This window comes from Rhodococcus sp. 06-235-1A (genome assembly GCF_002258785.1).
Classification (GTDB): domain Bacteria; phylum Actinomycetota; class Actinomycetes; order Mycobacteriales; family Mycobacteriaceae; genus Rhodococcoides.
Genome location: NZ_NOYI01000027.1, coordinates 266027 through 280820, shown reverse-complemented (window position 1 = coordinate 280820; position 14794 = coordinate 266027). Strand labels below are relative to the sequence as shown.

Annotated in this window: 12 protein-coding genes; 2 read left to right on the top strand and 10 right to left on the bottom strand. The window is 65.0% G+C overall.

Annotation, left to right across the window (positions count from 1 at the left end):
- The first annotated feature begins 143 nt into the window (after window positions 1-143).
- Both CH275_RS24975 and CH275_RS24970 read left to right on the top strand, forming a co-directional pair.
- Window positions 144-1166, top strand: a complete 1023-nt coding sequence (locus tag CH275_RS24975) for an alpha/beta hydrolase (protein ID WP_094680834.1) — start codon at window positions 144-146, stop codon at window positions 1164-1166.
- A 33-nt stretch (window positions 1167-1199) separates the two neighbouring features.
- Window positions 1200-2165 (top strand): glucosyl-3-phosphoglycerate synthase, encoded by a 966-nt coding sequence (locus tag CH275_RS24970; protein WP_094681122.1) that lies wholly within the window; start codon window positions 1200-1202, stop codon window positions 2163-2165.
- A gap of 63 nt (window positions 2166-2228) precedes the next feature.
- Here the strand turns inward: CH275_RS24970 and CH275_RS24965 are convergent, their stop codons facing one another.
- From CH275_RS24965 to CH275_RS24920, 10 genes are all read right to left on the bottom strand, one after another.
- Window positions 2229-3818 carry an AMP-binding protein gene (locus tag CH275_RS24965; protein WP_094680833.1) on the bottom strand — a complete coding sequence of 530 codons (1590 nt, stop codon included), beginning with the start codon at window positions 3816-3818 and terminating at the stop codon, window positions 2229-2231.
- A gap of 99 nt (window positions 3819-3917) precedes the next feature.
- On the bottom strand, window positions 3918-5195 hold the full coding sequence (locus CH275_RS24960; protein ID WP_094680832.1) for an ABC transporter permease: 1278 nt from the start codon (window positions 5193-5195) through the stop codon (window positions 3918-3920).
- Complete coding sequence (locus CH275_RS24955) at window positions 5192-6457, bottom strand: ABC transporter permease (protein WP_256991201.1); 1266 nt, start codon at window positions 6455-6457, stop codon at window positions 5192-5194. Before CH275_RS24955 ends, CH275_RS24960 begins: the two co-directional genes overlap by 4 nt.
- The gene (locus CH275_RS24950; protein ID WP_094680831.1) at window positions 6441-7943 is read right to left on the bottom strand and encodes an ABC transporter ATP-binding protein; all 1503 of its coding nucleotides are present in this window, start codon (window positions 7941-7943) and stop codon (window positions 6441-6443) included. The genes CH275_RS24955 and CH275_RS24950 overlap by 17 nt, the downstream gene beginning before the upstream one ends.
- Window positions 7944-7965: 22 nt before the next feature.
- Entirely contained in the window at window positions 7966-9057 is a 1092-nt protein-coding gene (locus CH275_RS24945) for a BMP family lipoprotein (RefSeq protein WP_256991200.1), read from the bottom strand.
- A gap of 75 nt (window positions 9058-9132) precedes the next feature.
- Window positions 9133-10563, bottom strand: coding sequence for a nucleobase:cation symporter-2 family protein (locus CH275_RS24940; RefSeq protein WP_094680829.1), 1431 nt, complete (start codon window positions 10561-10563; stop codon window positions 9133-9135).
- 58 nt (window positions 10564-10621) lie between these two features.
- Window positions 10622-11119 carry a YbjN domain-containing protein gene (locus CH275_RS24935; protein ID WP_094680828.1) on the bottom strand — a complete coding sequence of 166 codons (498 nt, stop codon included), beginning with the start codon at window positions 11117-11119 and terminating at the stop codon, window positions 10622-10624.
- Entirely contained in the window at window positions 11116-12444 is a 1329-nt protein-coding gene (gene mshA / locus CH275_RS24930) for a D-inositol-3-phosphate glycosyltransferase (protein ID WP_256991199.1), read from the bottom strand. Before mshA ends, CH275_RS24935 begins: the two co-directional genes overlap by 4 nt.
- 24 nt (window positions 12445-12468) lie before the next feature.
- Window positions 12469-13383, bottom strand: coding sequence for an alpha/beta fold hydrolase (locus CH275_RS24925; protein ID WP_256991198.1), 915 nt, complete (start codon window positions 13381-13383; stop codon window positions 12469-12471).
- A gap of 11 nt (window positions 13384-13394) precedes the next feature.
- Window positions 13395-14744, bottom strand: a complete 1350-nt coding sequence (locus tag CH275_RS24920; RefSeq protein WP_179276333.1) for an ROK family protein — start codon at window positions 14742-14744, stop codon at window positions 13395-13397.
- Window positions 14745-14794: the final 50 nt, after the last annotated feature.

Genomic DNA, 14794 nt, shown 5'->3' with positions numbered 1-14794 from the left:
GACAAATAATCCCGGGATATCTGTGTCAGAACTGAAGGATCGTCAAGATTGTGGTGACGACCAGAGAATCGCTCTACCGTCGGACGCATCGCGCTGACCGTTAGCAAGGCTCCGCGCTGCCCCCACGATGTCAGGAACGGTAGATGATCGACCGATACCGCCTGCGTGATGCGACCGTTTCGGCTCTCAGTGTGCTTGCGACCGTCGTTGTTCTCACGTCGGGCACAGCAGCAGTGGCAACTGCCGACACAGCATCTTCGGTCGTCGGGATCGAGGGCATCGGAGAACGTCGCGACGTCGTGCAGGTGCATTCCGCGGCCATGGACCGCGACATCAGCGTCGACGTCTTTCGGGCCGCGGCACCCGGCGCTCCTGTTCTCTATCTGCTCAACGGCGCGGCCGGTGGAGACGGCGGCAGCAGTTGGTTCGACCAGACCGACATTGCCGGCTATTTCGGCGACAAGAACGTCAACGTGGTGGTCCCGCGGGGCGGCGCTGCGAGCTACTACACCGACTGGTTGCGCGACGATCCGGTGCTGGGCCGAAACAAGTGGTCCACCTTTCTGGGTCTGGAACTGCCGCCGCTGATGAACGAGGTGCTCGACAGCAACGGCGTGAATTCGGTGGCCGGTATCTCGATGGCCGGGACATCCGTTCTGCAATTGGCTATCGCCCATCCCTCCGTGTACCGATCCGTGGCGTCGTTCAGTGGATGTGCTCGTACCAGCGACCCGGTGGGTGAGATGTACGTGAGATCGGTGGTCGAGGCCCGCGGGGGTGGGTCGACCGCCAACATGTGGGGACCCTCCGGCAGCGCCGAGTGGATTGCCAACGACCCCTATGTCAACGCCGAAGGCCTGCGTGGTGTCGCGGTCTACATCTCCAGCGGGTCGGGAGCGCCCGGCGCATTCGACGTGCCAGGCGGGCCGGGTATCGGTAGCGACTACGGCAAGCTCGCCCAACAGCTTGCCGTCGGTGCCGTCATCGAGGCGACCACCGATGCGTGCTCACGCCAGATGCAGCAGCGGCTGCAGGAACTGAACATCCCCGCCACCTACAACTTCCGACCCAACGGAACCCATTCGTGGGCCTACTGGCAACAAGACCTGCACGACTCGTGGTCGGTGATCGCGCCGTCGTTGGGACTTCCGACCGGCACTTCCTGACCCGTGACTTTCAGCGATGACGAAGGAAACTCGATGAGCCGAACCGACGCCGTGGGCACTCCTGCCCTCACTGCCACCTGGGCCCGTTCACCCTGGCCGCTCGAGGACATCATCGCGGCCAAACGCGGTCGGACGATCTCGATCGTGCTTCCCGCTCTCGACGAGGAGGACACTGTCGCGGGCGTGATCGCGTCCGTGATCCCCCATCTCGGAAGTCTCGTCGACGAAGTGGTCGTACTCGATTCGGGATCGACCGACCGCACGGCGGTCCGCGCGCGTGCCGCCGGAGCGACGGTCGTCTCCAGGGAAGAGGCGCTCCCCGGCTTGTCCGTCGTCCACGGAAAAGGAGAAGTCCTCTGGCGAGGAGTCGCGGCCACCTCGGGCGACATCGTGGTGTTCGTCGACTCCGATCTGGTCGATCCGGGTTCGCACTTCGTGCCGTCCCTCGTGGGCCCGCTGCTCATGCGCGAGGGCGTCGAGCTGGTGAAGGGCTTCTACCGCCGGCCGCTGACGATCGGCGACAGTACGGACGAGGACGGCGGGGGCCGCGTCACGCAACTGACCGTGCGACCTCTGCTGACCGCACTTCGCCCCGAACTGGCCGGCGTCTTCCAGCCGCTGGGCGGCGAATACGCCGCCACCCGGCACCTGCTCGAATCTCTGCCGTTCGCCCCGGGCTACGGCGTCGAGATCGGGTTACTGCTCGACACGTACCACCGGTCGGGGGCCGACGCGATCGGGCAGGTGGGACTCGGAACGCGCCGCCATCGAAATCGGCCGACCTCCGAGTTGGCCGTCATGAGTCGACAGATCATCGCCACCATGTTCTCGCGGTTGGGACTGAACGACTCCGGTGCCGGTTTCACCACGTTCGCCTCCGAGGGCGACCGTCTGTCGGCGAGCGTGGCACCGCTGTCGCTGGTCGACCGCCCGCCGTTGATCACCGTGGACGAATACGACCGCCTCACCCGATGCCCGGCGATGAGTGCGCCCGCCTGACACAGGCGCACCCTCCACCGTCGGAAACGATGGAGGGTGCGCTGGGTCGTGCAGAAGAACGAGCTACTTGCCTGCCTCCGCCGAGCGCAGGTCCTTGCGCAGAATCTTGCCGGCCGCAGACTTCGGCACGATGTCGATGAACTCGACCCGGCGAACCTTCTTGTGCGGGGAGACGCGCTCGGCGACGAAAGCGATGACGCCCTCCTCGTCGATCGTGGCACCCTGCTGGCGCACGACGAATGCCTTGGGAATTTCCTCCCCCTCGTCGTCGAGCACACCGATGACGGCGGCGTCGGCGATCTCCTCGTGCGTGAGCAGCAGTGCCTCCAGCTCGGCCGGTGGCACCTGGTAGCCCTTGTACTTGATCAGTTCCTTGAGGCGGTCGACGATGTAGACGACGCCTTCGGGATCGACGACGGCAATGTCGCCGGTGTGCAGGTAGCCGTCGGAGTCGAGGGTCTCGGCGGTGGCGGTGGGGTTGTTGAGGTACCCGACCATCACGTTCGGTCCCTTGACCCACAATTCACCGGGCTTGCTCAATCCCTCTGTGGGCAAGTCGATTTCCTCGAGGGTGCCCGGGTCGACGAGCTTGTTCTCGGTGTTCGCCAGCGGCTGGCCAACCGAGCTCAGCGGCATGTCGTCGCGATCGAACGGGATGGCGTGGCTGACCGGGCTGAGCTCGCTCATGCCGTAGCCCTGGCGAACCCGTGTGTTCAGACGCTTGGCGACGGCCTTGCCCAGTTCCTCGTCCAGCGGTGCGGCACCCGAGAAGATGGTGTGGACGCTGGAGAGGTCGTACTGATCGATCATCGGATGCTTGGCGAGCGCGACGGCCACCGGCGGTGCGATGAACAGGTACGTCAGCTTCTGGTCCTGAATGATCCGGAGGAATTCGACGAGGTCGAACTTCGGCATCGTCACCAGATGCGCGCGCAGTTTCAGCGCGATGTTCAGCAGCACCGTCAGGCCGTAGATGTGGAAGAACGGCAGCAGCGCCAGGATCGCGTCGTCGCTGTCGATGCCCACCCGCGGTTCCATCTGTGCCACGTTCGCGACGAGGTTGCGGTGGGTGAGGATGACGCCCTTCGGCACACCCGTCGTGCCGGAGGAGTACGGCAGCACCGCGACATGCGTCGCCGGATCGAACGAGACCTCGGGGGCAGGTGCGCCCTGGGTGAGCAGGTCGCGCAGATTCGGGTGCCCCTCGGCACCGTCGAGCACGATCACGTGATCGGCGTCGAGACCGACCTTCTCCGCGGCGGCCTTGGCCTGCGGGTACAGCGGCGAGACGGTGAAGAGGAACTTCGCGCCGGAGCCGGTGAGCTGCTTGGCGATGTCCTCGGCCGTGTACAGCGCGTTGATCGTCGTCGCGGTCCCGCCTGCGCGCAGGATGCCGTGCAGCACCGACGCGAATGCAGGCACGTTCGGCGAGTGCAGTCCGACGACGTCGCCGACCTCGAGTCCACGCGCGGCCAGGGCTCCTGCGATGGCGTCGATCTGGCCGATCAGCGACTTGTAGGTGGTGACGGCACCCGAGGTGCCGTCGATGAGAGCCGGCTTGTCGAGATCGGACTCGGCGATGGAGCCGAACAGGAAGTCGTAGACGCTGAGATTCGGGATCTCGACGTCGGGAAAGGGACTGCGGAAGCTCATGGCTCTCCTTCGAAAAACTGCGGCAACAATGATCGAACCTTACAGTGAAAGCGGTCACATCGGACAGCGACCCTACCGCTGAGTCAGGTAGGGCGGGCGCTAACTTCGGGACGCGTACGGTTTGCCCGCTGCTGCCGGTCCTCGCACGTGGCCCACCAGCCCGGCGACGGCGAAGATGGTCACCACGTAGGGCAGCATCAACATGAATTCGCTCGGCACCGGAGACCCTATGATGCCCAACACGTTCTGCAGGTTCGACGCGAATCCGAACAGCAGTGCAGCGAGCGTCGCGCGCACCGGATCCCACCGCCCGAAGATCACGGCGGCCAGTGCGATGTAGCCGGCACCGGCCGTCATCTCCTTGCCGAACGCGCCGACGGATCCGAGCGTGAAGTACGCACCGCCGAGTCCGGCGATGGCACCGGCGAGGCAGACGTTCCAGAATCGAGTTCGGGCCACGTTGATTCCGACGGTGTCGGCGGCTTGCGGATGCTCACCGACGGCACGCAGGCGCAGACCCCACTTGGTGTGGAACAGCCCGAAGAAAACCAGGGCTACCGCCACATACATCAGGTACACGATGAGGGTCTGCCGAAACAGCACCGGACCGAGGATCGGAATCTGAGAGAGCACCGGAATGTCGATGCGGGCGAAACGGGGTGGCGAGTTGAGGGTCTCGGCGTTCTTGGTCAGCACCACCGAGTACAGGAAGCTGGTCAGTCCGACGACCAGCACGTTGAGCACCACACCCACGATGACCTGGTTGACGAAGTAGCGAATGGAGAAGACCGCCAGCAGGGACGCAGTCAATGCGCCTGCAACCAGTGCAGCGAGTAGCGCGACGTACGTGGAACCGGTGATCGACGCGACGACGGCGCTGACGAAAGCGCCTGCGAGCAACTGACCTTCGATGGCGATGTTGATGACGCCGACGCGTTCGGAGATCACCCCGCCCATGGCACCGAAGATCAGTGGGGTGCTCAAAGCGACTGCGCCGATGAGCAATCCGGGCACCGGGATGGTCTCACCGTCCGCTGCCCAGGCCAGGAATCCGAACACGAACAGCACGGCGAACACCGCGAGCAGCCACAGCGGTGCCGAGCGGTATCGCGAGGCGAGTAGCGCCGCATACGCGGTGATGACGGCCAGCAACACCACCACGACGAGACCGGTGCCGTACGACGGCACGCCGACCGCAGGCAGCGCGAAGAAGTCGTCCTCGGACGCCAAGGCGAATGTGCTTGTGCCCGAACCCTTCTTGACAACGAACAGCACCAGAGCGAGCAACGTCACGAGCCCGAGGATCGACGGCACCTTCCAGCTGCGGCCGAGTACTGCTTCGGCGGGGGCGACGACGGAGTTGACGGGGGCGGTCACAGTGCACCCACCTTCGCGGTCTCGGCCTTCGCGAGTTTCTCTTCACCTGGTTTGGGCAATCGGAACACGGCTCGAACCAGGGGCGGCGCAGCAATGAACAGCACGATCACCGACTGCACGACGAGCACGATGTCGATGGGCACGCCTTCGGCCGCCTGCATGGCGAACCCACCGGCTTTGAACGCGCCGAACAGGATTCCCGCGAAGAACACGCCCCACGGTTTCGATCGGCCGAGCAGTGCGACGGTGATGGCGTCGAATCCGATTCCGGCATCGATGTCGGCGCTGAATCCGGTGGTCACGGTGCCCAGGACTTGGGCCACTCCGGCAAGGCCGACGAGCGCACCGGACATGATCATGGCGTACAGGTAGATGCGGTTGACGTTCATACCGGCGACGCGCGAGGCGTGCGGATTCTCGCCGACAGCGCGGAAGCGGAATCCGAGGCTCGATCGTTCGAGCAGCCACCACACCGCGACGGTCACGAGGATCACCAGTACGAACCCGAGATGCAGGTTGTACTTGTCGCCGAACAGTTTCGGGAACACGGCGGTCGATTCGATGGGGGCCGTCTTGGGATTGTTCGATCCCGGTGCCTGTAGCGCACCGGGGGTACGCAACAGGTACGCGACGAAGTAGAACGCGATGTAGTTGAGCATGATGGTGACGATCACCTCGTGCGCACCGGTGCGCGCCTTGAGGAATCCGGCGATGCCGCCCCACACCGCGCCGCCGAGAACTCCGGCGACGACGGCCACCAGCAGGTGCAGTCCGGCAGGCAGGCTCACCCCGAATCCCACCCAGCCCGCACACGCGGCGGCGATGAGCGTCTGGCCTCGGCCACCGATGTTGAACATGCCGACGCGGAAGGCAAGGGCCACACCGAGTCCCGCGACGATCAAGGGAGTGGCGAACGTCAGAGTCTCGGTCAGCGGCCGGATGCCGTTCTCGAATCCGGGACGTCGAAAGTTGTACACCGAACCCTGGAACAACGACGAGTACGCCCCGGCAACGCAATCCCAGATGGCCTTCAGCATGTCCGTGGGACGTGAGAAGAAGTAGCCTGCCGACTCCTGAACACCCGAGTTGGTGGCGGCGATGAGCACGGCACCGACGATCAGCGCGAGCAGTACTGCGAGAACCGAGATGATGGCGCTGCCGGTGAAGATCTGCCGCAATACGACGTGAGACTTCGACGGCTGCGGGGATGTCGGGGACTGCTGGGATGTCGGGGTCTGCTGGGCCTCACTCACCGCGCTCACCGCCCATCATCAATCCGAGTGTTTCGCGGGACGTATCCCCGGGGACGATTCCCACGATTGCTCCTCGATACATGACGGCGATGCGGTCGGCCAGTGCGGCCACCTCATCCAGTTCGCTCGACACCACGATCACCGGGATCCCCGAATCCCGGGTGGCGACGATGCGCTTGTGCACGAATTCGATGGATCCGACGTCGATTCCGCGAGTGGGCTGCGCGGCGACGAACAGCCGCAGATCGCGGCTCAGTTCGCGCGCGAGCACCACCTTCTGCTGGTTGCCACCGGACAGGCGTCCGACGGCGGTGCCGATTCCCGGTGCCCGCACATCGAATTCGCTCAACTTCTCCGATGCGAACGTGTCCAGATAGTCGCGCTGCACTGCTCCGCGCCGCACGAACGGCATGCTGTTCGAGCGATCGAGCATCAGATTCTCGGCGATGGAGAACTCGCCCACCAAACCGTCGACGGTCCGGTCCTCCGGAACGAAGCCGACTCCGGCGTCGAGCACGTCCTGCACCGTCGATCCGACGAGTGAATTGCCGTCGAGGCTGATCTTGCCGGACACGTTGTCCTGCAACCCGAGTAGAGCCTCGACGAACTCGGTCTGGCCGTTGCCCTGCACTCCGGCGATGGCGAGGATCTCCCCTGCCGCGACCTCGAGGCTGACGTCGTCGACAGTCTTGTTGCCCTGGGCGTCGAACACCGACAAGTTCTCGATGACCAGCGCCGCCGCCCCGGGCGTCGCCGGGTCCTTCGAAACCGTCAGCTGCACATCACGTCCCACCATCATGGCCGCGAGTTCGGTGTTGGAGGCGGTCGGTTTCGCTTCGCCGACGACCTTGCCGAGCCGGATGACGGTGATCTTGTCGGCCACTTCGCGTACTTCGCGCAGCTTGTGGGTGATGAAGACGATGGTGGTGCCCGACGCCGCGAGCTCCCGCATGATCCGCATCAGATCGTCGGTTTCCTGCGGTGTCAGGACGGCCGTCGGCTCGTCGAACACGAGCACCTTGGCCTCACGGGAGAGTGCTTTGACGATCTCCACTCGCTGCTGCACGCCGACGGGTAGGTCGTCGACGAGAGCATCGGGATCGAGATCGAAGCCGAACCTCGCGGAGATCTCTCGTACCAGCTTTCGTGCTGCCACGAGATCGAGTCGTCCACCGAGCGAGGTGGTTTCGTTGCCGAGCACGATGTTCTCGGCAACGGTGAACACCGGAATCAGCATGAAGTGCTGATGCACCATGCCGATCCCGGCAGTCATGGCCTCGCCCGGACCGGCGAAGTTCTGCTCGACGTCGTCGAGCAGAATCTGGCCCTCCTCGGCGCGATACAGGCCACTGAGCACGTTCATCAACGTGGACTTGCCTGCACCGTTCTCGCCGAGGAGGCAATGGATCTCGCCGGATTCGACGCTCAGATCGATGTGGTCGTTGGCGATCAACGAGCCGAATCGTTTGGTGATACCGCGAAGTTCGAGCTTCATATCCCTTTACGACCGCTTGGTGCTACTTGGGTGCAGACGGCGACTCGACGGTGATGGACCCGTCGACGATGCCTGCCTTGATCGTGTCCAGCTCGCCCTGCAGTGCGGGGTCGACCTTGGACTCGAAGTCGTGGAACGGCGCAATGCCGACGCCGTCGTTCTCCAGGGTGCCCACGTACGGAGCGTTGTCGAACTTGTCTGCGCCGGAGTTGGCCACCACCTCGTCGACGCTGGTCTTGAGGCCCTTGGTCACCGAGGTGAGCAGCAGGTCACCGACCGAGGGGTCGGACTCGAAGACGTCGGCGTCGGCACCGATGAGGGCGACCGGACGCGAGGAGTCCCGAATGGCCTGCGCCGCACTCTGATAGATGGGTCCGCCGACCGGGAAGATGACGTCCGCGTTCTGGTCGATCAAGCCCTGGGCGGTGTTCTTGGCAACCTCGTTGGCGGTGAATCCACCGGTGAACGAGCCGTTCTGCGAGGGCACGTCCCAGCCGATGACGCGGACTGCCTTGCCCTTCTGCTCGTTGAAGTAGTTCACACCGTCGGCGAAACCGTCCATGAAGATGGTGACGGTAGGCAGCTGCGAGCCACCGAAGGTGCCGACCACTCCGGTCTTGCTGTAGCTGGCGGCGGCGTAACCGGCGAGGAATGCCGACTGCGACGCGTCGTACGTCAGCGGCTTGACATTCGGCAGATCGATGGTGGAGTCGTCGATGATCGCGAAATCGATGTCGGAGTTGGCCTCGGCCGCGACCTTGGTGGCGTCGGCCAGATCGAATCCGACGGTGACGATGAGGTTGCAGCCCTGATCGACGAGGTTGTTGATGTTGGGCGCGTAGTCGGTGGGCGACGCGGACTCGACGGTGCGCGGCTCGACGCCGAGCTCCTGGGAGGCTTCGGTCAAACCCTCGAACCCGAGCTGGTTGAACGACTTGTCGTCGAATCCGCCACTGTCGGAGACCATGCAGGGCAGGAAGTCACTCGATCCACCCCCGCCCGATCCTTCGTCCTCGGGAGCGGATCCACAGCCTGCGATCAGGGCGATGGCACCGAGCGACGCGACGCCGCCGAGTGCTGCCTTCCGCGTACTCGTGCGGGTAACGAATGACAAGATGTCCTCCAATTTAGATGTGCTTCGTCTGGTTCGGGACGGTACTCGCGCGGGCGAGGGTGCGCAGGATTTCACTCAGGAGTCCTTGTTGGGCTCGGCCTTCTCGGGCAGGCTTCCGCCTTCGCCGAGCACCTTCGCTTCGTCCTCACGCACCATCACTGCCGGCCCCGCTGCCACCACCGATGGGTTCGGCGGCGTACCGGGTCTGAATACGTTGAAGAATACGTTGAGGACCACTGCCACGATGCTGGCGGCACTGATTCCGGAATGGAAGACGGTGACGAACCAGTCCGGAAATTCGTCCCAGAAGTCGCTCGCGACAACGGGAATGAGGCCGAACGCCAAGGTCACCGCCACGATGATCACATTGGAGTTGTTGTCGTAGTTCACCTTGCCGAGGGTGCGAATGCCGCTGGCTGCGACGGTTCCGAACAGAGCGATTCCTGCCCCTCCGAGTACCGGCAGCGGGACGACACCGACGACTGCCGCGAGAACCGGCGAAAGGCCCAGCAGCGCAAGCACGCCGCCGCCGACCGCGACGACGAAGCGGCTCTTGATGCCGGTCATCGCCACCAGCCCCACGTTCTGTGCGAAGGCCGTGGCCGGGAAGGTGTTGAAGATCGGGGCGACGGCCGAGGACACCATGTCGGCGCGCAGTCCGTCACCGACGCGCTTGGAGTCGACGTCCGTTCCGACGACCTCACCGACGGCCAGAATGTCGGCCGTGGTCTCGACCATGATCACCAGGATCACGATGGTCATCGACACGATCGCACCGATGGCGAAGATCGGCGAACCGAACGCGAAGGGCGTCGGCACGGCCACCACGGATGCGTCGCCGACGCCGTCGAAATCGGTCTTTCCCACGATCAGCGCTGCGATGGTGCCGACGACGAGTCCGAGCAGGATCGACAACCGTGACAGCCCCGGAATCTTGGTCATCACCAGCACGGCGAGGAGGGTGAACATCGCCAGTCCGATGTTGCCGGGATCGAGGTAGTTCGGGTTCGGGGCTCCGCCCACCATTTCCTGGCCGGTGATCCAGCGTGCGGCCACCGGCATCAGCGACAGGCCGATGACGGTGATGATGCTGCCGGTCACCAGCGGCGGGAAGAAACGGACGATCTTGGAGAAGAACGGCGCGATCGCCAAACCGATCAGCGCGGCCACCAGAACGGCACCGAGCACCGTGCGCAATCCGGTTCGGCCGTCTTCCGCGCTGCCGATGATCGTCAGCACCGTCGAGACCGAAGCAAACGAAATACCCTGTACCAGCGGCAGTTGCGAGCCGAAGAACGGAATACCGACGGTCTGGAGAACGGTGGCCACGCCACTGACGAACAGTGCGCAGGAGATCAACAGGGCTTGGTCGGCACCGGACAGCCCGGCCGCTCCCCCGACGATGATCGGTACGGCGATGACGCCACCGAACATCGAGAGAATATGTTGCAGACCGTAACCGAACATCTGCAACACCGGCGGGCGGGCGTCCTCGGGCCTGGTCATGACAGCCAGGCTATGAACCGGACGTTACGGGCAGCGACACCGACCCATTTCGAGCGAGTTACGCTTGCCCGGCTTTGTCTGCTCCTACCAGATGCTCGAACGCCTTCAGGTTCGCCAACGATTCGCCACGCGAGACCCGCCATGCCCATTCACGTTTGATGGACTCCGCGAATCCCAGTTCGAGCAGCACGTTGAAGTCGCCGTCCGCCGCTTCGAGCGTCTGACCGAGAACGCGATCGAGTTCGTCGCCGTTGACCGCGTGCAACGACATTCGTCCCACGAGGTAGATGTCGCCCACCTTGTCGATCGTGTAATGCACTCCGTACAGACGACGGTTTCTACGCAGCAGATATTTGTAGACACCCTCGAAGTTCTCGTCGGGCTTGCGGCAGACGAATGCCTCGATGCGTACCCCGTGATGCCCGACGGTCAACATCGTCGTCGTCTTCAATTTGCGTTCACCGGGCAGCTCGACGGTGAACACCTCTCCGCGCCGCGTGTAGTCCAGCTCGCGGTCCTCGAGGGCCCGGTCGATCAGTTCGGCGGTCTCGCTCATGCAGTCACAGCTCCTGATCTGCGTAGTTTCGACAATCCTCGGACGCGTCGCGGCGAGAACTCGCTCGGTGCCTCCCCGCGGTCGAAGTGGAACTTGGCCTGCCGGTAACTCTCGATGAGCCCGTCGGCTGTGTGCTCCCACGAGAAGTTTCGAGCGTGCCGCGGTGCCGCACTTGCCATGTCCGCCAATGCGGTTCGATCCGAGAGCATGGACGCGAGTGCATCGGCCCAATCCTCGGTGCGGTGGCCCTGCACCAGACGGCCGGTCTCGCCCGATCGCACGGCTACACCGAGACCGCCCACATCCGCTGCCAACACCGGCGTTCCGCACGCCTGGGCTTCGATCGCGACCAGGCCGAACGATTCGTTGTAACTCGGCACCGCAACGACATCCGCGGCGCGGTAGACCTGCGCCAGGCGCGACGACGGTTGCGGCGGCATGAACGTCACCCGCGGGGTGATCCCGAGACTCTCGGCCAGATCGATGAGACTGTCGGGCCGATCCAACCCGCTGCCCGACGGCCCGCCGACGATGAGAACCCGAAGCGGCGACGACGGATCTCGCTGCAGCACTTCGGCGGCCGCTGCGATGAGCACATCGGGGGCTTTGAGCGGTTGGATGCGGCCGACGAATGCGACGATCGACTCGTCGGGGTTCAGACCGAGTTCGGCGCGAGCCGCGTGCTTGTCTCCCGGATTGTATTGCGCCAGATCGGCTCCCGGCGCAACCACGTCGATGGAATCCTGCGACGCCCCATAGATCTCGACGAGAGACTTCGCTTCCTCGGTGGTGTTGGCGATCAGCCTGTCCGCCTCGGCCACCACCTGCTGCTCACCGATCTGGCGTGCCGCGGGCTCGGGCGAGTCACCCTCGGCCAGAGACGCGTTCTTGACCGCGGCGAGGGTGTGCGCGGTGTGTACCAGCGGCACTCCCCACCGATCGCGAGCGAGCCAGCCGACCTGCCCCGAGAGCCAGTAGTGCGAGTGCACCAGGTCGTAATAACCGGGCTCGTGCCGAGCTTCCTCACGCAACACTCCGGCCGCGAACGCGCACAACTGTGTGGGCAGGTCGTGTTTGTCCAGGCCCTCGAACGGTCCCGCAACGATGTTGCGGACCAGCACTCCTGGCGCTGCCTCGACAACGGGAGCGTCGGTCGACGCCGTCGCCCGGGTGAAGATCTCGACTTCCACACCCCGCTTGGCCAGCTCTTTGGCGCTCTGCAGCACGTAGACGTTCATGCCACCCGCGTCACCCGTTCCGGGCTGCGCGAGCGGGGAGGTATGCAAGGACAACACAGCGACCCTGCTCAGCTGGTGTCCAGTCACTCCTTCAGTGTGCACGCCTCCACATTACGTCTCGATAACTACCCCGTCGGACGACCGGGCAGACTCAGACCATCCGGGAGTGCAGCCTGCGGAACGACCCAGGCTGTCGAGAAACTCGGTCACCTCGACGAAGAACCTCTGGGGATCGGCGACGAACGGGCCGTGGTCCACGCCCTCCCAGTACGACGCCACGGCCGTGGGAATCAACTCCGCGGCGTGACGCCCGGCGGAGACGTCGACGACGGTGTCGTCGGTGCCGTGCAGTACGAATGCCGGCACATCGAGGCTGCGGAGCAGGTCGTCGTGCCCGACGGCCCGATCGAACAGGGCTGCGCGCACTCGCGGACGGGTGGACAGGGTCAACCCGAACAGCGCCTGTGCTTGCGGCCCTTTCCCTTCTACCGGCCCGGTCAACGCGTTGCCGAAGCTACCGAGTGCCTTGATGGCAACGCGGGGTTCCTCTGCCATCGCACCGGGGATCGCCGCTCGCATGGCCGTCCCCACGCGTCCGCCTGCCTCTCCCCTACCGATGCTGGTGATCGCACCGACCAGCACGATGCCCGCCACCGCGCCGGATCCGTGTTCGGCGAGGTAGTCACAGATCACCAGACCGCCGTAGGACCAGCCCAGGAGCACAGCGTCGGCAGTGATGCCCTCTGCAGCGAGCACCGCCTCCACATCCCCGGCCCAGATCCTCGAGTCGTCGTACCCAGCCGCGGGGGCGTCGGAGTAGCCGTGCCCACGCAGGTCGACGGCGACAACGCGGTACCGCTCGGCCAAGTTGGCCAACAGTCCCTCGCCCCAGCACGCCGAGCTCTGCGCCCACCCGTGCAGCAGAACCAGTGGCCTCGCCTCGGGGTCACCGCTGACGCGGTAGACGATATTGGCTCCGTCGATCCCGGTGGCCTGGCGAACCGGTCCTGCTGCAGGGGTGCTCATGGTAAGTGAACCTACGCGGCAGCCCTGCGCATCGACGCGAGCGGATCGGAGTACAGGGAGCTGAGAGAGACCACCGTCGCGGCGTATTCCTGCACCCGGTCGCCGAATCCGGTGACGCGAATATCCCGGCGTGCCAGCGTCGAATGCGCGGTGAAGGCCTCGCCCACGTGCGGGATTCCGGCCGGGTACGCGGTGAACGCCTGGCCCCCGAGTACCACGCGATCCGGATTGAACATGTCACGCAGCAGCGCCACCGTCCGACCCAGTATCCGAGCGCGCTCGACCAGCAGTTCGCGCGCCGCCTCCGAACCGCCCTGTGCTGCCTGGTACACCGCGGCAATACTCGGACGTGGCTGCGGCGCAGCGACATTGGTCTCTCCGCGGGCTACGCTCGCAGCGACATGGGTCGCTCCGCGGGCTACGCTCGCAATGATCTTGCGGTCGACGGCAGCAGCGACCACCGCTCGATCACTGACCGAGGCCTCGAGGCAGCCTCGATTACCACATCCGCACAGCGCCGATGATCCGGTGGGCAGGTGGGCGATGGACCCGGGGCCGCTCGCCGGGGTGTGGACGCGGCCGTCGATCGTCAGAGCCATGCCTGCGGTCTCGCGTGCGTAGAAGTAGAGGGAGGTTCCGCTCGAGCTCTGCACTGCCGCGGTGTCCGACAGTCGAGGTGCGAGCAACAATTCCGAGGCTGCCATGGCCTCGACGTGCCCGGACACCGAGATGGGAAGGCCGAGTCCGCCGCCGATGATGCCGGCGACGCGGCCGTTCTCCCACCCCAGTCGCGGGTGGTCGACGGTGCCGTTCGCGCTGTCGACACGGCCGCCGATGGCTACGCCGACCCACAGCGGTGTTCGGCGATGCCAGCGTCCGGCAAAGGCTCCGGCACTGCGAGTGACGGAAGCCAGTGCCGCATCGGGGGATCCACCTGGCGTGGGTATTTCGACAGCGCCGAGGATGCGCCCGCGCAGGTCGCTGACGGTGATGCCGGTGACGACGGCACCGATGTGGATGCCGATCGTCGAAAACGGTTCGTGGTTGACCTCGAACGGCACCCGGGGCCGTCCGATCGCGCCCGATGCCGTCAGGTCCGCGCGCTCGCGCAACAGCCCGACACCGAGCAGAGCCGATACCTGACGATTGACGGTGGCGATGCTCAATCCTGTTGTGCGAGCTGCGCTGTCGCGGGATATGGGGCCTTCGACGCAGGCCACCCGCAGCACCGACGCCACGGGGCTGTCGACGATCCGCAGATCGGGTGCGACGAGTTGGACGCGCGACGCGGGAGCGGTGACCCGTCCGGGCGAGCGCAGTGCGGGACGAGCATGGTGGTGGTGCAGCGTGGTTACGGACATCCGTCGTGGATCCTCAGCAGTGGAGACCTTCGTCGCGAATGAACAGCGAC